Source organism: Providencia sp. PROV156 (assembly GCF_028480905.1).
In the GTDB taxonomy this organism is placed as follows: Bacteria; Pseudomonadota; Gammaproteobacteria; order Enterobacterales; family Enterobacteriaceae; genus Providencia; species Providencia hangzhouensis.
Genome location: NZ_JAMPPE010000003.1, coordinates 177,105 through 195,813, shown reverse-complemented (window position 1 = coordinate 195,813; position 18,709 = coordinate 177,105). Strand labels below are relative to the sequence as shown.

Genomic DNA, 18,709 nt, shown 5'->3' with positions numbered 1-18,709 from the left:
ATTAACACTTTAGCTAACCAATTTGTAACTTGTGATATATTAGACTTGAAAATTGTAATTAAGAAATATTTTACACGAATGAAGTGATCGAAATCACGATATTTAGATGTTATTGCTTTGTTTTGCTATTTAGATCTAATTTATACAAAAGATCAAATTCCCTAAACAAATAAGCTTTGCTTAGGGAATTATGAAAAGAATGAGAAAGAGTATTGGGAGGGTTATTGCTGTACTGTTTTGCGAACGGCGAGGAAATCTAAACTACCACCAATAACTAAGCTGATAGCACCAATGCTAATACCAGTATTAAAAATAAGGTTTTGGTAGTGGGGTAAACTCAGCCAAAATTCAATGTGTGTCGTAAACAGATAAACTTTCATATCACTAAATGAAAATATAAGTAATGAAAGTAGCCAAATAGCAAGGAAGCTAACGGCAGTAATAAGAGCATAAACGGCAATGCGATACCCTTTCGCATACAGCTGACGCCGTTGAAACAACCCTGTTGTTTGTGTGTAGATTAAGGATGTCCGACAAGCTAATAAAAGCAAAACACCAGGGACTGCAACTGCGATCGAAATAAGGTAGAACAGTGGCCAGCCATAATTACTGACAAAAATACTTGCGACTGGGCCAATATAAACACGACCAACGGCGGAAAGAGCAGAAAGAAGTGCAAACTGCGTTGCGGATAGCGACTTATTACATAGTGTCATTAATAGGGCGACAAAAGCGGCGGTTCCCATACCAGAGAAGATATTTTCTAGAAAGATAATCGACCCCATGGTTAAGATATGGGGCGGTGTTATCGCTAAGAACCAATAGCCTATATTAGAGCCGCCTTGTAGAAGTCCAAAAATAAATAGAGCTTTAAATAAGCTCATATTTTTCATGAGGTAACCACCAAGTAACGCTCCAACAATAGTTGCAGCCATACCAACAGTTTTATTGACGGTACCCACTTCGCTTAAACTAAAACCAAGAGCATTTAATAGAAAGTTGGTATTAAGCGCCATGACAAAGGCATCACCGAGCTTGTAAAAAACTAACAGTAGTAAGATTAGCCAAGCATTGTTTCGGCTAAAGAATTCAGCGAGTGGTTCGTATATTGCTTTTTTTAGTGATGTTGGTGCAGCGCAGCTTTCTTCGGGTTCTTTCGCGAGTAATGTTGCGATAACGCCGATAATCATCAGCCCTGCCATGACTAAATATAGTTGTTTCCACGTTAAAAACTTATCCGCTAACCAAAGAGCAAGGCCGCCTGAAACTAACATGCTGATCCGGTAACCCATAACTGAGGTTGCAGCACCAATCCCGCGTTCTTCCGCACTCAGTAAATCAGTTTTATAGGCATCAAAAACAATGTCTTGTGATGCTGAACAAAATGCAACAGTAACCGCCAGCGCAGCAAGGTACCACAAATGCTCTGAGGGGTTCATAAAGCCCATAGCGGCAATGCTGATAATCAACAGAATTTGCGTAGTTAATAGCCATCCTCTTCGACGACCAAGAAAGGGCGGAGTATAGCGGTCCATCATTGGGGACCAAAGAAATTTCAACACATAAGCCTGTCCGACTAATGAAAAGAAACCAATAGTTTTAATATCGACATTTTCAACAGTTAGCCAAGCTTGTAATGTACCTGCAGTTAAAGCTAAAGGTAGACCAGAAACAAAGCCTAAAAGGATTAAAGTGATGTTATTTGGTAGAGTAAAACGAGGCATTATTTCCCTCTAAGCCAGTGTGATATTGCTGCAATACATTGCGCTGCAGAGGTATTGGCTGCGCTATGCTACCCAAGCTCAATCAGTGAGAGCTTAGGTAGCTTAATACTTAATGATAATGATTGCTCAGTTAATAGCGTGAATTTTGTCTGATAAAATCGGTGATTTCTTGGTCTGTTGCCATATCTGCAATTAAATCAGTGAGTGCGCTATTGATAGCTGTTGCAATCTTGTCATTATTGGCTGCTAATAACTCTTGTGTATTAAAATTGCGGGTAAATGAACGTGTTTTTGTCGAACCATTTGGGGCTGTTGCAATAATACTCACACTGGAGTTTACGGTAATATTATGGCGCAAGCTGCCTTCACTGACTTTGGTATCGAGTTTATTCAATTGAACGACTAGATTCACATTTGCCGGTGATGTCACCATAAAGCCACGTGCAGCCATTTGTTTTTCGACGGCTTCTTGCATCAGATAACGAGGATCGCGTGAAGGGTTCAGTACGACTAAACTGCCATTGCGGTTGACTTCCGCTAAGGATTTATTCGTACGATTGTCTACACTGCTAACACTGATTGAAGTTGCATTCAGTGTGGGGTTTTTTGCAGGTAAAGCTATCTTAGGCTCAAGTGATAATGTATTGCTGCTGGTTGCACAGCCCGCAAGAAGAAATAACCCTAAAAGTGGAAAACACAGTTTTCTTAACATAATTTTTTCCAGTTCATCTTTCCTAATTGAAAATGTTTCGTTATGGTGCGGGTATCCGTCGTTCAATATAAAGCTTAGCGGCTTATTTATCCTGAACTATTAGACAACAATTTTTGAAAAAATTCGCATCAATGTGCCGCTATCATAACATTGGCAAGTTATTATCGGATATTTCTATAATAAGAAGATAGCAATAATCAACACGTACAATAAAAGATAATTGCCTCTGAGCATAATTTTTAATTAAGGAGCATTTTATGGTCGCTAATGCAGCTCAAAGTATGCAATCTCTTGTGAGCCAAAAATTACAAGCTGCTTTCGAACCTACACATTTGGAGGTAATTAATGAAAGCCACCAACACAATGTGTTACCGGGCTCTGAAAGCCATTTCAAAGTTATTTTAGTGAGTGATAAATTTGAAAATAAACGAATGCTTGCCCGCCACCGCGAAATTTATGCTATTTTAGCCAGCGAATTATCGGGAGGGATCCATGCCCTTGCTTTGCATACATATACGCAACAAGAGTGGAATGAGCTTGCTGACACTGCGTTAAAATCACCTGCTTGTCGTGGTGTCGGCGGTGTTAATCGGTAATTTTTCGTTTCAGTTAATACACTGAGACTATGCTGTACTTAATCAGCCATGCTCGATGATGAGCTTGGTGAATGTTTTTTCTTCAAATTAGGTGAAAAAACAAAAAATTTAGTCAGAAAAGTCACAAATAATGAGGAAAAAACGCTTCTTTTCTCAGCTTTTCTCGACTCAGGGCGCATGCATCGGTATAATGCTGCGTCTAATTTTCAGTAAGGTTTCGGGACGCTTCTGATATCAGGGATTGACCGTTACGAAAGTAACGCCCCCGGTTCTGGAAGGGAGACAGCCGTTATGATTTAATGGCATAACTCTGGAGTAGACCGATCACTAAGATTTATTTTGAGGTAAGAAGATGCAAGTTTCTGTTGAAACGACTCAAGGCCTTGGGCGTCGTGTAACAATCACCGTTCCTGCCACTGATATTGAAAAAGCAGTAAATAGCGAATTAGTTAGTGTTGCTAAAAAAGTACGTGTTGATGGTTTCCGTAAAGGGAAAGTACCAATGAACATCGTTAAACAGCGTTACGGCGCGTCTGTTATGCAAGACGTTCTGGGCGATGTAATGCAACGTAACTTCATCAACGCAATTATTGAACAAAAAATCAATCCAGCGGGTGCGCCTAGCTACAAACCTGAGCAACTCGAAGACGGTAAAGATTTTGTTTATTCAGTTGAATTCGAAGTTTACCCAGAAATCGAATTAACAGGTTTAGAAACGATTGAAGTTGAAAAACCAGCTGTATCTGTAAAAGATGAAGATCTGGAAAACATGTTAGAAACTCTGCGTAAGCAACAAGCGCAGTGGAAAGAAGTTGAAGCGGCAGCAGAAGCTGACTCTCGCATCACTATCAACTTTACCGGTTCTATCGATGGTGAAGAATTCGAAGGCGGAAAAGCAGAAGATTTCGCACTCGTTATGGGCGAAGGTCGTATGATCCCAGGCTTCGAAGAAGGTGTTGTTGGTCATAAAGCGGGTGAAGAATTCGATATCGAAGTTAACTTCCCAGAAGACTACCATGCTGAAAACCTGAAAGGTAAAGCGGCGAAATTTGCTATTGTTCTGAAGAAAGTAGAACAACGTGAACTGCCTGAATTCACTGAAGAATTCATCAAGCGTTTTGGTATCGCTGATGGTTCTTTAGATGGCCTGCGTGCAGAAGTACGTAAAAACATGGAGCGTGAGCTGAAAAATGCCGTGCGTAACCGTGTTAAAGCACAAGTTCTTGATGGCTTAATCAAAGCTAACGACATCGAAGTTCCAGCAGCAGTTGTTGATGGTGAAATTGATGTTCTGCGTCGTCAAGCGGCACAGCGTTTTGGTGGCGACGAAAAACAAGCGATGGAATTACCTCGTGAACTGTTTGAAGAACAAGCAAAACGTCGCGTAGTGATCGGTCTGCTGTTAGGCGAAGTGATCAACAAAAACGAACTGAAAGCTGACGAAGAGCGCGTTAAAGCGCTGATCGAGGAAATGGCTTCTGCGTATGAAGATCCAGCTGAAGTTATCGAATACTACAGCAAAAATGAAGAGCTGATGAATAGCGTTCGTAACTTAGCTTTAGAAGAACAAGCTGTTGAAACTGTATTGGCTGTTGCTAAAGTGACAGAAAAAGAAACTAACTTCACTGAACTGATGAACCAAGTTCAAGCAGGTTAATTCTTTCTTGCTGTACAAAATAATGAAACCCGTGGTGTAATACTACGGGTTTTTTGTCAATTAAAGCCTTTAAATTATCACTTTAGCGAATTTAATTAGGATCCCCTTGAAAAACACATTTAAACCCTAATTATATTATCTATACTTCAAGTAGTCTAAGTGGGGCTTTAATTGCAATTTGAACTATTTTGAATAGCTTAATATTGTAGAAATAGTGATATTAACCAATCGAGTTATTTCGTCATTTTTGAAAATCAAGTATGGTTTTCTAATGGTATAATTCCGTGTAACCCAATAGACTTGTGTTAAACTCTTTTACAGAGCGTCTTGTTTACTGCAGCATACTTAGCTGCATTTTCTTCTTATTTCGCCAGTTGCTTGGTTAAATATTAGCTAAACTAGAAAATAAGAGAATTGAAAGAGCCTGCAGACACAGGAATTTTTTAAAACCGTTGTTTGTGGCATGATCTCTGCTCAAAATAGCAGGCAGACAGCAAATTAGGCGCAAGCACCGGAACGTTTTTAATAGGAGATTTCGATGTCACATTTTGGCAGTCAGGAACAATTAGCATCTCAAATGGCCCTTGTGCCTATGGTCATAGAGCAAACTTCTCGTGGTGAGCGCTCGTATGATATTTACTCACGTCTATTAAAAGAACGTATTATCTTCCTGACTGGTCAAGTGGAAGACCATATGGCGAATTTAATCGTCGCTCAGATGTTATTCCTTGAAGCAGAAAACCCTGAAAAAGATATTCATTTGTATATTAATTCACCGGGTGGCGTTATTACCGCAGGAATGTCAATTTACGATACGATGCAGTTTATCAAGCCTGATGTAAGTACTATTTGTATGGGACAAGCTTGTTCCATGGGGGCTTTTTTATTGACGGCGGGTACCAAAGGTAAACGTTTCTGCTTACCAAATTCACGCGTGATGATCCACCAACCATTAGGGGGTTATCAAGGTCAAGCGTCAGATATCGAAATTCATGCTCAAGAAATTCTTAAAGTGAAATCTCGAATGAACGAGCTAATGGCTCTACATACTGGTAAATCCATTGAAGAAATTACTCGAGACACAGAGCGTGACCGCTTCTTATCTGCAAATGAAGCAAAAGAGTATGGTTTAGTCGACCAAATTTATAGTAGCCGTTAATGGGTTAACTTTTGGTATAATTAGTTCATACCATAAACTATTTTAAAGAAAATCGTTGTTTTGTTTTTTAATTGAATGAAAACAAAACAATATGGATAAAAGTGAGGTCAACTGATGACAGATAAACGCAAAGAGGGGACAGGAAAACTGCTTTACTGCTCTTTCTGCGGAAAAAGTCAGCATGAAGTTCGTAAGCTGATTGCCGGTCCGTCAGTCTATATTTGTGATGAATGCGTAGATTTATGTCTCGATATCATCCGTGAAGAAATAAAAGAACTTACGCCGCATCGCGAGCGTAGTGAGCTGCCTACGCCACATGAAATCCGACAGCATCTTGACGACTATGTCATCGGCCAAGAAAAAGCGAAGAAAGTCTTAGCGGTTGCGGTATATAACCATTACAAGCGCTTGCGTAATGGTGATAAAACCAGTGATGGTGTTGAATTAGGCAAAAGTAATATTTTGCTAATTGGCCCAACCGGTAGTGGTAAAACGCTTTTAGCTGAAACTTTAGCACGTTATTTGGATGTACCATTTACAATGGCTGATGCAACGACATTAACTGAAGCTGGTTATGTCGGTGAAGACGTTGAAAATATTATTCAAAAATTACTACAAAAGTGCGATTACGATGTTGAAAAAGCTCAGCGTGGTATCGTATATATTGATGAAATTGATAAAATTTCACGTAAATCAGATAACCCATCAATTACCCGTGACGTTTCTGGTGAAGGTGTGCAACAAGCCCTTCTGAAACTAATCGAGGGAACGGTTGCAGCAGTACCGCCACAAGGGGGACGTAAACACCCTCAGCAAGAGTTCTTGCAGGTTGATACCTCAAAGATTCTCTTTATCTGTGGTGGGGCATTTGCAGGGCTCGACAAAGTAATTGGCCAGCGTTTAAATACCCGTTCAGGTATCGGTTTTGCTGCCGAAGTGAAAGGTGAATCAGATAAAGCAACGGAAGGTGAGTTATTAACTCAGGCAGAGCCAGAAGATTTAATTAAATTTGGTTTAATTCCTGAATTTATTGGCCGTTTACCTGTTGTTGCAACATTAACTGAATTAAGTGAAGAAGCATTAATTCAGATTCTGCAAGAGCCTAAAAACGCTTTAACTAAACAATATCAAGCTTTATTTAGCCTTGAAAATACTGAACTCGAATTCCGTGAAGAAGCACTAAAAGCAATAGCTAAGAAAGCTATGGCACGTAAAACCGGAGCTCGTGGTTTACGCTCTATTGTTGAAGCTGCATTGTTAAATACGATGTATGACCTTCCTTCAATGAGTGATGTTGAAAAAGTTGTCGTTGATGAAAACGTCATTAACGAACAATCAGAACCGCTATTGATATATAGCAAACCTGATGCTCAAGCTTCTGGCGATAACTAATCCCATATAAAACGTTCAATAGTTAATCAAACGAAATGAGGGGTTTCCCTCATTTTGTTTTTTATGTTCAACTAGCCATTGAATGCTAAAATCTTGTCCCCATATAGTTTATATTCTGAGGTGTGGTTTCCTTGTTCTAGAAAGTAATTTTAAAACAAGAGATAGAAACCCTTAAACTAGCGTGAGCTAAACGAAGAGAGAGCTTTATGAATCCTGAGCGTTCCGAACGCATTGAAATACCAGTATTGCCTCTGCGTGATGTAGTGGTATACCCACATATGGTGATCCCACTGTTTGTTGGACGTGAAAAATCCATTCACAGTCTGGAAGCAGCGATGGATCATGACAAGCAGGTAATGCTGGTTGCGCAAAAAGAAGCCTCGACTGATGAGCCAGGGGTGAATGATTTATTTGCTGTCGGTACAGTCGCATCGGTTATTCAGATGCTAAAACTGCCTGATGGTACCGTTAAAGTCCTCGTTGAAGGTCTACGACGTGCACGTATTACCAGTTTGACAGATAATGGCGAATATTTCTTAGCGCAAGCAGAATATTTAGCTGCAGAGCAAAATAATGAATCTGAGCACGCAGCGTATGATGAAGCGACAGCGGGTTCTCAATCATCAGACGCACTTGATGAAAAAGAAAACGAAGTGTTGTACCGCACTATCGTTAGTCAGTTCGAAAGTTATATAAAACTGAATAAAAAGATTCCACCTGAAGTATTAACCGCGTTACATGCGATTGAACAAGATCAGCTAGACAAACTGGCAGATACCATTGCCTCTCACATGCCACTAAAATTAGCGGATAAACAACGCGTTTTAGAAATGGCAAATATCGCAGAGCGTGTAGAGTTTTTGATGGCCATGATGGAGTCAGAAACTGAGCTGCTGCAAGTGGAAAAACGCATCCGCAATCGTGTTAAAAAACAGATGGAAAAAAGCCAGCGTGAGTATTATCTGAATGAGCAAATGAAAGCCATTCAGAAAGAGCTGGGTGAAATGGACGATGCGCCAGACGAATATGAATCGCTAAAACGTAAAATCGAAGAAGCGAAAATGCCAAAAGAGGCACAAGAGAAAGCAGAAGCAGAATTGCAGAAGCTGAAAATGATGTCGCCAATGTCAGCAGAAGCTACTGTTGTCCGTAGCTATATTGATTGGATGGTGCAGGTACCATGGCATAAACGTAGTAAAGTCAAAAAAGACTTAGTTAAAGCTCAAGAAGTGTTAGATACCGATCACTACGGTTTAGAGCGTGTGAAAGACCGTATTTTAGAGTATCTGGCAGTGCAAAGCCGCGTCAGTAAAATTAAAGGGCCAATCCTTTGTCTGGTTGGGCCTCCGGGCGTGGGTAAAACCTCTTTGGGGCAATCTATTGCCAAGGCTACTGGTCGTCAATACACTCGTATGGCATTAGGTGGGGTGCGTGATGAAGCTGAAATTCGCGGTCACCGTCGTACCTATATCGGTTCAATGCCAGGTAAGCTGATTCAAAAGATGGCAAAAGTAGGGGTCAAAAACCCACTATTTTTATTGGATGAAATTGATAAAATGTCATCTGATATGCGTGGTGACCCAGCCTCTGCATTATTAGAGGTGCTTGATCCAGAACAAAATATTGCCTTTAACGATCACTACTTGGAAGTGGATTACGATTTGTCTGATGTGATGTTTGTTGCAACATCCAACTCGATGAATATTCCAGCACCATTGTTAGATCGTATGGAAGTCATTCGTCTTTCTGGTTATACAGAAGATGAAAAACTGAATATTGCGAAAAAACATTTGCTGTCTAAGCAGATTGAACGTAACGCATTGAAAAAGAATGAGTTAACTATCGATGATAGTGCTTTAATGAGCATTATTCGTTATTACACTCGTGAAGCTGGAGTTCGTGGTTTAGAGCGTGAAATCTCTAAATTGTGTCGTAAAGCGGTTAAAGCGCTGCTCATGGACAAAAAGCTTAAGCACATTGAAATCAACGCTGATAACCTGAAAGATTATCTGGGTGTTCGCCGTTTTGATTATGGCCAAGCAGACACAGAAAACCGTGTTGGGCAAGTTACAGGCCTTGCTTGGACTGAAGTTGGTGGTGACTTACTGACTATTGAAACTGCATGTGTGCCAGGCAAAGGCAAACTAACTTATACCGGTTCTTTAGGTGAAGTCATGCAGGAGTCTATCCAAACGGCATTAACGGTTGTTAGAGCTCGAGCAGAAAAACTGGGTATAAATAGTGATTTCTATGAAAAACGTGATATTCATGTTCACGTACCAGAAGGCGCTACACCAAAAGATGGTCCGAGTGCGGGTATTGCGATGTCAACCGCTTTAGTCTCTTGCTTAACGGGTAACCCAGTTAGAGCTGACGTAGCAATGACAGGTGAAATTACTTTAAGAGGTTTAGTTTTCCCGATAGGCGGCCTGAAAGAAAAATTATTGGCTGCACACCGCGGAGGGATTAAAACCGTATTAATCCCTAAAGAAAACGAACGTGATTTAGAGGAAATTCCTCAAAATGTGATCGCGGATCTCGAAATTCATCCGGTGAAAACAATTGAAGAAGTTCTTTCTTTAGCTTTAGTTAACCCTCCTTTTGGGGCAGAAGTAGTTAAAAAGAAAGCTAAAAGAGTGAGCTGAATCAAGAAGTTTGTATAAAATTAAGACTGACAGCTAATTTAGGGCTTGTCAGTCTTTTTTTTCATCGCTAATTTAACGATGATTCTGATAATTGTTTGTATGCAATCTGTTCTCTTGCCATTGGTAATCAGGATTGATATAACGGCTGCATCATTAATTAACTATACTAATAACTGCTATAGTTAATTAAGAGATTTATAGTCCAACTAATATGGGGATGATAAGAGTGAATAAAGCTCAACTGATTGATCAAATCGCTTCTGATGCGAATATTTCTAAAGCTGCAGCAGGTCGTGTTGTTGACGCGTTCGTTGCTACTGTAACAGGTTCTCTGAGTAAAGGGGATGATGTTGCTCTAGTTGGCTTTGGGACTTTCTCTGTTCGTGAGCGTGCAGCACGTACAGGCCGTAACCCTCAAACGGGTAAAGAAATTAAAATCGCTGCGGCGAAAGTTCCTGCTTTCCGTCCAGGCAAGGGTCTTAAAGACGCTGTAAATAGCTAATTAAGTATTTAAGTTTGTCTTTCTCGTAATTTTGCGAAAACTCAAACTGACGGAATGTCTTTAATCAGCTAATATATAAGCGCACCATTGAAATGGTGCGCTTTTTTTTCTTTCTGAGTTAAGATTAGCGTATTATCAGGAAATTGAATTCAACAAAGCGGAGTTAAGCCTTTTTATGATGGAAAATTTACGCACAAAGGCGAATAGTCCTTTGCTCAAAATAATACTGGCGCTGATTATCCTTTCATTCGTGTTGGGTGGCGTTATGATGGGGGGCCTCGGTGGCAACAGTGCAAATAATGCAGCTGAAGTTAACGGGCAATCAATAAGCCGCGAACAGCTACAGCAGGCTTTTCAACAAGAACGCCAATCATTACAAGAGTACCTAGGGGATAAATTCTCAGAAGTCGCTAGTAATGAAGAAAGTATGAATTTACTGCGTCGTCAAGCTCTTGATAACTTGATTAACAATGAACTGATTAATCAGTATGCTAATGAATTACAGCTCTCAGCAAGTGACCAGCAAATTGAGCAATATATTTTCTCAATGCCTGTTTTCCAGACAGATGGCCGGTTTGATAGCGAAAAATATCGTGAGATCTTAAGTCGTAACAACATTAACGCGGATAGCCTTGCGGCTCAAATTCGCCAAGACCTTACACGAGCTCAGTTAGGAAAAACCTTTACTGGAACGGATTTCGCTTTACCATCAGAAGTTAAAGCATATGCTGAATTATTTATGCAAGAACGTGAAATTCGTACTGCAATCTTAGATTTAGCAGAGGTTCAAGCAAAACAAACAGCTTCTGAAGAAGAATTAAAAGCCTACTATGATGCCAACCAAAATAGCTTTATCTCACCTGAGAAAGTACAAGTAAGCTATGTTGAAATGGATGCAGCATCAATGCCGCCAGCGACAGTGTCAGCTGAGGAAGTAAAAGCGTATTATGATCAAAACCTGAAAAATTATACTCAGGCAGAGCAAAAACAGTACAGCATGATTCAGGTAGCTTCAGAAAAAGAAGCAAATGATATTCTGAACGAATTAAAACAAGGTGCGGACTTTGCAACACTGGCAACTGAAAAATCAACGGATAAATTCAGTGCAGGGCAAAAAGGCTTGATTGGTTGGATGGAAGCGGCATCAACGCCAAGCGAAATTGTGGACGCAAAATTAACAGAAAAAGGGCAACTTTCGGCACCTGTTAAATCACAAAATAGTTATGTTATCTTTCGCTTAGATGATATTAAACCTGAATCTATTAAACCGTTTGAGCAAGTTGAAGAAAGTATTAAAACTAGCTTACTTCAAGATAAAAACATTAAACAATTCTATGACTTACAGCAGAAGGTTAGTGAGGCTGCCACGAGTGATATGGAATCATTAGTTTCAGTTGAATCTGTATCTGGTTTGAAAGCCGTGACAACGGATTGGTTTGATAGAACAAACCCACCTGCCGCACTTAATTTCCCTAAAGTGGTCAGTGAAGTATTTAGCGACCGTTTAGTGGATAAAAATGGTTCTAAAGGGATCAACTCAGATGTTATTAACGTTGAAGGGGACCGTGCATTTGTTGTGCGTGTAACAGAGTACAAACCTGAAAGCGTTGAACCTTTTGATAAGGTTAAGTCCGAAATTGAAACTCTGGTTAAGCGCCAAAAAGCGGATGTAGAGTTGAAAGCTACGAGTGATAAACTTCTTGCTGAGTTAAATGCGGGTAAAGGAACTGAAGCTCTAAATGCGGCGGGTGTTAAATTTTCCGATACTCAAACTGTTTCTCGTTTAATGCCACAAACAGCGGTTATTAATGCAACGATGGAAATGCCGCAACCTGCTGATGGTAAACCAAGTTATGCACTTGCGCGTGATGAGTCCGATAACTATGTGGTTATTCAACTAGATAAAGTTACGCTAGGCCAACCGACGGATGATGAGTTAAAGCAACTGACTCGTGAATACCAAGGTGCTATGAGTTCTGCGGTCAATGAAGCTCTGATGCTTAATTTGCGTGAGAATGCAAAAATTGAAGTGCTGAATATTGAGTAATTGCGAGCAGCTTCGCAAGTAAAATTGTAACTTCATGAATAGAAGGCCACCTTTGGGTGGCCTTTCGTATTTTCAGTATTATTGAAAAGTGTTCCGTATTTTTCTATGGCATCGTTGTGTCTCAACATACACAGGAGAACAAATATGTTATGGAATTCAGTCAATAAATGCAGATTAGGTATTGTTCTGCTCCTTTCTTTATTATGCTCACTCTCTTCTTTTTCTTTGGCTAAGAAAATTGAGCCAGAAAAAGCCACTGCGGCTGTCATTCAAGAAAAACAAGTAAGTAATAACTCACCATCAACGAGTCATGGCCCGTCTGACAAAGTGAATATCAACTTAGCGGGTGAAGAAGAACTTGCAGAAAAACTTACTGGTATAGGTAGGCAAAAAGCGAAAGCAATCGTTGAATATAGGCAAAAATATGGTGCTTTTAATTCCATTGAAAATATTTTAGAAGTTCAGGGGATAGGTCCTGCATTTTTAGAAAAGAATAAAGATAAGTTAACTTTGTAACTAAAATCCCCCATACAGAGTATGGGGGTAATATATTAAAGGTTAATAATTAAGCAGAAAACTAAGCTTTTTATAAATAATTTGCGAGCTAAGTCTTATTATTGATAATCATTCAGCACATTTTCCGTACATTTGTTATTTTTATGTTATTAAAAAATAAACTGGTCGGAGTAGTTATGACAACACACATTAAAGTTCATGGTTATCATATAGATATTTTTCAACATGTTAATAATGCACGTTACTTAGAATTCTACGAAGCGGACCGCTGGGAATGGATGAATAAGCGTAATTTCATTAGTTGGGCGATAAAAAACAATTTAACAATGGCTGCGGTGAATATTAATGTAAATTATATCCAAGGCGTCTTGCTTGGTGATGAGCTGACAGTAGTGACTCGAATGGATAAAATCGGTACTAAAAGCGCAGTCTGTTATCAACAAATAATTCGCAATAAAGCAGGGGCTCAAGAGGTAGTTTCTGATGCTTATGTGACATTTGTATTTATCGATAACATAGAGAATAAAGCGATTGTTATTGATGAACAATTGCGTGAGAAACTAGAGTCATTCAAAGTAGGTTCTGAAGACTTTATTCAAAATTAGCCTACCTAGCTTGAATCGTTATGAATAAGCTAATGGCAGGCTATGTGTTTGACTAATTAATTATAACTTTTGCTTTAGTGAGAGCATGATAGCTTCTTTATCACTTAAATATTCATTTAAGCCCTTGCTCCTTAAATGGCAGGCAGCACATTCACCGCAACCATCACCTTGAATACCATTATAACAAGTCAGTGTTTGCTGCCTGATCGTTTCAAGGTGACCATAGCTGTCGGCAAGTGCCCAGGTTTGGGCTTTATTCAGCCACATTAACGGGGTTTCAAAGCGAATATTTTTGGCAAGACCGAGGTCTACAGCATGGTTGAGAGCTTTGACAAACTCATCTCGGCAGTCCGGGTAACCTGAAAAGTCGGTTTCACAAACCCCCGTTATCACTGCTTCTGCCTGTACTTGGTAAGCATAAATTGCAGCTAATGTGAGGAATAAAATGTTACGCCCTGGAACAAAAGTACTAGGTAACGCACTTGACTCACTTTCAGCGAAATCAGGGACTGGTATGTTGTCTCGGGTTAAGCTGCTGATTGCCAATTCATTGAGTAATGTGACATCTAACACTTTATGTGCTGCAGCACCTAAAGATACGCTTAATTTCTGTGCGACTTCGATTTCAAAACGGTGGCGCTGGCCGTAATCAAAAGTAACACAGTGAACTTCATCATAGTTTTGCAAAGCTTGAATAAGACAGGTTGTTGAGTCTTGGCCCCCGCTAAAAACCACAACTGCGCGTTTCATAGGTACTCCTTGGTGATATATCATTTTCAATATGTAATAAGAAGAGAGCGAAACATGTTAGCGATACTAGGATGCAATTAATAGTTCTATTTTTATCAAGCGAGTTTGATTGAGGTACTATTTATATGTCAATTTGGTTATTTGTGTAAAAATATTCTATAATCGTGGTGTTTGGTAACATTTTTATTGTTTTTTAATTATTCAATTTTGCATAATATGTTTATGCAGCTAATAAAATAACGACAAAAGTACTTACACCTAGATCAAGAGAGCATTCATGTTAGATAAAATAGACAAAAAACTGCTTTGTTTATTGCAAAATGACAGTAGCCTATCCTTAAATACCCTTGCTGAAGCTGTTAATTTAACATCTACTCCGTGCTGGAAAAGATTAAAAAGGCTTGAAGATGAAGGCTATATTCGAGGGCGAGTGACCTTACTCGATGGTGAGAAGCTAGGTTTAGGTTTAACGGTAATTGTGACAATTAAAACACAGCATCATAATAGTGAGTGGTATGAGCAATTTGTTTCTTTTGTTAGTCAACTTCCTGAGGTGCTGATGTTTTATCGCATGGCTGGTGAGTATGATTATCTTATGCAAGTCGAAGTGCATGATATGAAATCATATGATTTGTTTTATAAAAAGCTAGTCAATGGTGTCCATGGTCTAATAGATGTAACCTCAAGCTTTGCAATGGAAAAAATCAAATATACGACAGTATTGCCTATCCCTGACTAACCTCGTAATAACTTAGATAATTACGGTCTCTCATTCTTAGGCATCAATAAATCAATATATTCAAGGCAGTATTACGTGCGATTATTTTCACAACTAGGTTGGTATTTTTTGAGTGAATGGCGGCGCTATCTCGGCGCTGTTTGCTTTTTAATTATCATTGCTATTTTACAATTAGTTCCTCCACGCATTGTTGGTGTTGTCGTTGATGGAATAAGTAAAGGAGCAATGCCGACAAAGCAATTAATCACTTATGTTTTAATCATGCTGTTGATTGCATTGGTTGTGTATGGGTTGCGGTATATTTGGCGTTTATGGTTATTTGGTGCTTCTTATAAGTTAGCTGTACAGCTACGACAAAAGTTTTATCGGCAATTAAGTCTGCAGAATCAAGCGTTTTACCATAAGTATCGAACGGGAGACCTAATTGCACGTACAACGAATGATGTTGACCGAGTCGTGTTCGCAGCTGGTGAAGGTGTTTTAACATTAGTTGACTCATTGGTGATGGGGTGTGCGGTGCTCATCATGATGAGTGTTGAAATTAGTTGGCAGCTTACTTTACTAGCACTCATTCCAATGCCAATTATGGCATTAATCATTAAACGGTATGGAGACCAGCTTCATCAGCGTTTCAAGCATGCTCAAGGGGCATTTTCGTCTTTAAATAATCATGCGCAAGAAAGTTTAACAAGTATTCGTATGATTAAAGCTTTTGGCCTTGAAGATCATCAATCAAATCAATTTGAACAGGTAGCTACTGAGGCAGGGCGTCGCAATATGCATGTTGCTAAAGTTGATGCGCGTTTTGACCCCACCATTTTTATGGCGATTGGTATGGCAAATTTACTCGCTATTGCAGGTGGAAGCTGGATGGTATTAAACGATACATTGACGTTAGGTGAATTAACGAGCTTTGTAATGTATCTAGGGTTAATGATTTGGCCGATGTTAGCGCTTGCTTGGATGTTTAATATCGTTGAACGAGGTAGTGCGGCTTATAGCCGTATTCTAAGTTTACTCAATGAACCGCTAGTCATTCAGGATGGTTCGCATTCATTACAGCCTGAAAAGGGAAACTTGAATGTGAATATTATCAACTTTAGTTATCCAGAAACTAAGCGAATAGCATTACATGATATTAAGTTTGATTTAAAACCTGGACAATTTTTGGGGCTTTGTGGACCGACGGGGTCTGGAAAATCAACGTTGTTGACGTTATTACAGCGTCAATTTGATGTGACGGAAGGGGCGGTTTGCTATCAAGGCTTATCACTACCCGAAATCCGTTTAGATGAATGGCGTGCTCGGTTATCTATCGTAAATCAGTCCCCATTTTTATTTTCAGATACAGTTGCTGGCAATATCGCGCTTGGGCGGCCTAATGCCACTCAAGATGAAATTGAACAGGCTGCGCGTATAGCTTGTGTACATGATGATATTTTACGTTTACCTGAAGGCTATTCCACTCAGGTTGGTGAGCGCGGTGTCATGTTATCTGGCGGGCAGAAACAACGAATTTCTATTGCAAGGGCCATCTTGCAAAATGCAGAAATCTTGGTGTTAGATGATGCGCTTTCTGCCGTTGATGGGCAGACCGAGTTTACAATTTTACAAAATTTAAGCCATTGGCGGCAGGGTAGGACTATGATAATTAGCGCCCATCGTCTATCTGCATTGGTAGAGGCAGACAATATTATTGTGTTATCTCAAGGTGCTATTGTTAGTCGAGGTAAACATGAAGCGCTTATTGAGCAATCGGGTTGGTATAAAGATATGTATCAGTATCAACAGATTGAAGCTGCTCTGGATGGTGAGCTATGAGCCAAAAGAAACCGCTATGGCCAGCACTCAAGCGTTTGCTTGGTTATGGAAAAGCATACCGAGGAACTATGGGTATTGCCATTGCAATGCTATGGTTAGCCGCTATTGCAGAAGTTAGTGGGCCTCTGCTAATCAGTTATTTTATTGATAACATGATAGCGAAAAAACAAATCATCATGCCACTTGCTTTATATATGGCCGTTGGTTTTATATTGCTCCAAGTTATTGCAGCGTTATTACATTACTATCAAATTATTTTATTTAATAAAGCCTCTGTGGGGGTAGTGCAAACATTACGCACAGATGTGATGAATGCAGCCCTTAGACAGCCCCTAAGTGCATTCGATAAGCAACCTGTTGGCCAATTAATTTCACGAGTTACAAATGATACTGAAGTTATTAAAGATCTATTTGTGATGGTTGTGCCGACAGTATTTCGTAGTTTAGCCCTGATTTGTGCCATGTTAGTTGCTATGTTTTCATTGGAATGGCGTATGGCATCAATTGCAGTGATGATTTTTCCTGCAGTATTTGTGGTAATGCTTGTTTATCAGCGTTTAAGTACGCCCATTGTGCGCCGTGTGAGATCTTATCTTGCAGATATTAATAACGGTTTTAACGAAGTCATTAATGGAATGACAGTTATTCAGCAATTTATCCAACAGGCTAGGTTTGGCGAAAAAATGCAAAGTATTAGCCAAGACCATTATTTTGCAAGAATGAAAGCATTAAAACTTGATGGCTTACTATTAAGGCCATTACTAAGTTTACTTTCAGCTTCAGTATTGTGTGGCTTGCTATTGCTATTTGGGTTCGAAGGAACGACTACCATTGGTGTTGGTGTCTTATATGCATTTATTAACTATTTAGGTCGCTTGAATGAGCCGCTTATTGAGTTAACTTCTCAGCAATCAATGCTTCAACAAGCTGTTGTTTCTGGTGAGCGTGTATTTGAATTAATGGATAGTCCGCAGCAAGGTTATGGTGAAAGTATTGAGCCATTACAAGGGGGTTCAATCTCAATTAACCATTTATCTTTCGCTTACCGTGATAACAAAATGGTACTTAAAGATATTAATTTACAAGTGCCTGATAATAACTTCGTTGCATTAGTCGGTCATACAGGCAGCGGTAAAAGTACCATAGCAAATTTAATAATGGGGTATTACCCGTGGCAGGAGGGAGATATTTTATTAGATGGACGTAATTTGAGTTCACTATCCCACCAAGTATTACGTAATGGTATTGCAATGGTACAACAAGACCCTGTTGTCCTCGCTGCTTCTTTTTTTGACAACGTCGCATTAGGACGTGAGATTAGCCAAGACAAAGTTTGGGAAGTTCTTGAAACTGTTCAGCTTGCTGGGTTGGTTAGTGGTTTACCTGATGGGCTAGATACCGTGCTTGGTGAACAGGGAAATACCTTGTCTGTAGGGCAAAGACAGTTATTAGCGATGGCCCGAGTTCTTGTGGTGACACCCAAAATTTTAATTTTGGATGAAGCAACCGCGAATATTGACTCAGGGACAGAGCAAGCGATACAAAAAGCATTACGAGTGATCCGCCAACATACTACGTTAGTTGTGATCGCCCACCGTTTATCGACAATTGTCGACGCTGACCAAGTTGTTGTGTTACATCGTGGTGCAATTGTTGAGCAAGGTAAACATTTACAGCTTTTGCAACAAAAAGGACGTTATTATCAAATGTACCAGTTGCAGCAAGTTGGAGAATCATTAAATGCCCATAGTGATGCTGAAATTGAGGCTATACCTAGTTAATTATTCTGCACTCTTATAATGCATACCTTAAAGCCACTCATTCGAGTGGTTTTTTATTTTGTT

At 39.6% G+C, this 18,709-nt stretch carries 15 protein-coding genes; 12 read left to right on the top strand and 3 right to left on the bottom strand.

The window, feature by feature from the left end:
• Positions 1 to 221: 221 nt before the first annotated feature.
• Positions 222 to 1,724, bottom strand: a complete 1,503-nt coding sequence (gene ampG, locus PSF31_RS03305) for a muropeptide MFS transporter AmpG (protein WP_004905450.1) — start codon at positions 1,722 to 1,724, stop codon at positions 222 to 224.
• 130 nt (positions 1,725 to 1,854) lie between these two features.
• Complete coding sequence (locus PSF31_RS03300; RefSeq protein WP_036958553.1) at positions 1,855 to 2,436, bottom strand: YajG family lipoprotein; 582 nt, start codon at positions 2,434 to 2,436, stop codon at positions 1,855 to 1,857.
• A 257-nt stretch (positions 2,437 to 2,693) separates the two neighbouring features.
• On the opposite strand from PSF31_RS03300, the gene bolA reads away from it, so the two are divergent.
• The 9 genes from bolA (at position 2,694) to PSF31_RS03255 (ending at position 13,555) form a co-directional block, all read left to right on the top strand.
• Entirely contained in the window at positions 2,694 to 3,032 is a 339-nt protein-coding gene (gene bolA / locus PSF31_RS03295) for a transcriptional regulator BolA (protein ID WP_004905448.1), read from the top strand.
• 352 nt (positions 3,033 to 3,384) lie between these two features.
• Positions 3,385 to 4,689, top strand: a complete 1,305-nt coding sequence (tig, locus tag PSF31_RS03290; protein WP_096864787.1) for a trigger factor — start codon at positions 3,385 to 3,387, stop codon at positions 4,687 to 4,689.
• 538 nt (positions 4,690 to 5,227) lie between these two features.
• Positions 5,228 to 5,848, top strand: coding sequence for an ATP-dependent Clp endopeptidase proteolytic subunit ClpP (gene clpP, locus PSF31_RS03285; RefSeq protein ID WP_004905443.1), 621 nt, complete (start codon positions 5,228 to 5,230; stop codon positions 5,846 to 5,848).
• A gap of 114 nt (positions 5,849 to 5,962) precedes the next feature.
• Entirely contained in the window at positions 5,963 to 7,240 is a 1,278-nt protein-coding gene (gene clpX / locus PSF31_RS03280) for an ATP-dependent protease ATP-binding subunit ClpX (protein WP_094962144.1), read from the top strand.
• Between the two features lie 206 nt (positions 7,241 to 7,446).
• The gene (lon, locus tag PSF31_RS03275) at positions 7,447 to 9,885 is read left to right on the top strand and encodes an endopeptidase La (RefSeq protein ID WP_004905440.1); all 2,439 of its coding nucleotides are present in this window, start codon (positions 7,447 to 7,449) and stop codon (positions 9,883 to 9,885) included.
• A gap of 226 nt (positions 9,886 to 10,111) precedes the next feature.
• Positions 10,112 to 10,387, top strand: coding sequence for a nucleoid-associated protein HU-beta (gene hupB, locus PSF31_RS03270; protein ID WP_004914513.1), 276 nt, complete (start codon positions 10,112 to 10,114; stop codon positions 10,385 to 10,387).
• Between the two features lie 175 nt (positions 10,388 to 10,562).
• Complete coding sequence (ppiD, locus tag PSF31_RS03265) at positions 10,563 to 12,434, top strand: peptidylprolyl isomerase (RefSeq protein ID WP_096864788.1); 1,872 nt, start codon at positions 10,563 to 10,565, stop codon at positions 12,432 to 12,434.
• Between the two features lie 144 nt (positions 12,435 to 12,578).
• On the top strand, positions 12,579 to 12,950 hold the full coding sequence (locus tag PSF31_RS03260; RefSeq protein ID WP_096864789.1) for a ComEA family DNA-binding protein: 372 nt from the start codon (positions 12,579 to 12,581) through the stop codon (positions 12,948 to 12,950).
• Positions 12,951 to 13,126: 176 nt separating this feature from the next.
• Complete coding sequence (locus PSF31_RS03255) at positions 13,127 to 13,555, top strand: acyl-CoA thioesterase (RefSeq protein WP_036958551.1); 429 nt, start codon at positions 13,127 to 13,129, stop codon at positions 13,553 to 13,555.
• Positions 13,556 to 13,615: 60 nt separating this feature from the next.
• Here the strand turns inward: PSF31_RS03255 and queC are convergent, their stop codons facing one another.
• Positions 13,616 to 14,305, bottom strand: coding sequence for a 7-cyano-7-deazaguanine synthase QueC (gene queC / locus PSF31_RS03250; protein WP_036958550.1), 690 nt, complete (start codon positions 14,303 to 14,305; stop codon positions 13,616 to 13,618).
• A 277-nt stretch (positions 14,306 to 14,582) separates the two neighbouring features.
• Here queC and PSF31_RS03245 point away from each other — a divergent pair, with 277 nt between their 5' ends.
• The 3 genes from PSF31_RS03245 (at position 14,583) to PSF31_RS03235 (ending at position 18,646) form a co-directional block, all read left to right on the top strand.
• Positions 14,583 to 15,044: an Lrp/AsnC family transcriptional regulator gene (locus PSF31_RS03245; protein ID WP_004905429.1), complete on the top strand. Its 462-nt coding sequence runs from the start codon at positions 14,583 to 14,585 to the stop codon at positions 15,042 to 15,044.
• 75 nt (positions 15,045 to 15,119) lie between these two features.
• Positions 15,120 to 16,865 (top strand): SmdA family multidrug ABC transporter permease/ATP-binding protein, encoded by a 1,746-nt coding sequence (locus PSF31_RS03240; RefSeq protein WP_094962146.1) that lies wholly within the window; start codon positions 15,120 to 15,122, stop codon positions 16,863 to 16,865.
• Positions 16,862 to 18,646, top strand: coding sequence for a SmdB family multidrug efflux ABC transporter permease/ATP-binding protein (locus PSF31_RS03235; RefSeq protein ID WP_096864790.1), 1,785 nt, complete (start codon positions 16,862 to 16,864; stop codon positions 18,644 to 18,646). Before PSF31_RS03240 ends, PSF31_RS03235 begins: the two co-directional genes overlap by 4 nt.
• Positions 18,647 to 18,709: the final 63 nt, after the last annotated feature.

Bases quoted from the DNA above. Each gene is read 5' to 3' on its own strand.
- PSF31_RS03245 (WP_004905429.1), top strand. From the start codon at position 14,583: ATGTTAGATAAAATAGACAAAAAACTGCTTTGTTTATTGCAAAATGAC.
- lon (WP_004905440.1), top strand. From the start codon at position 7,447: ATGAATCCTGAGCGTTCCGAACGCATTGAAATACCAGTATTGCCTCTG.
- bolA (WP_004905448.1), top strand. From the start codon at position 2,694: ATGGTCGCTAATGCAGCTCAAAGTATGCAATCTCTTGTGAGCCAAAAA.
- clpP (WP_004905443.1), top strand. From the start codon at position 5,228: ATGTCACATTTTGGCAGTCAGGAACAATTAGCATCTCAAATGGCCCTT.
- PSF31_RS03300 (WP_036958553.1), bottom strand. From the start codon at position 2,436: ATGTTAAGAAAACTGTGTTTTCCACTTTTAGGGTTATTTCTTCTTGCG.
- clpX (WP_094962144.1), top strand. From the start codon at position 5,963: ATGACAGATAAACGCAAAGAGGGGACAGGAAAACTGCTTTACTGCTCT.
- ppiD (WP_096864788.1), top strand. From the start codon at position 10,563: ATGATGGAAAATTTACGCACAAAGGCGAATAGTCCTTTGCTCAAAATA.
- tig (WP_096864787.1), top strand. From the start codon at position 3,385: ATGCAAGTTTCTGTTGAAACGACTCAAGGCCTTGGGCGTCGTGTAACA.
- ampG (WP_004905450.1), bottom strand. From the start codon at position 1,724: ATGCCTCGTTTTACTCTACCAAATAACATCACTTTAATCCTTTTAGGC.
- PSF31_RS03255 (WP_036958551.1), top strand. From the start codon at position 13,127: ATGACAACACACATTAAAGTTCATGGTTATCATATAGATATTTTTCAA.
- PSF31_RS03260 (WP_096864789.1), top strand. From the start codon at position 12,579: ATGTTATGGAATTCAGTCAATAAATGCAGATTAGGTATTGTTCTGCTC.
- PSF31_RS03235 (WP_096864790.1), top strand. From the start codon at position 16,862: ATGAGCCAAAAGAAACCGCTATGGCCAGCACTCAAGCGTTTGCTTGGT.
- queC (WP_036958550.1), bottom strand. From the start codon at position 14,305: ATGAAACGCGCAGTTGTGGTTTTTAGCGGGGGCCAAGACTCAACAACC.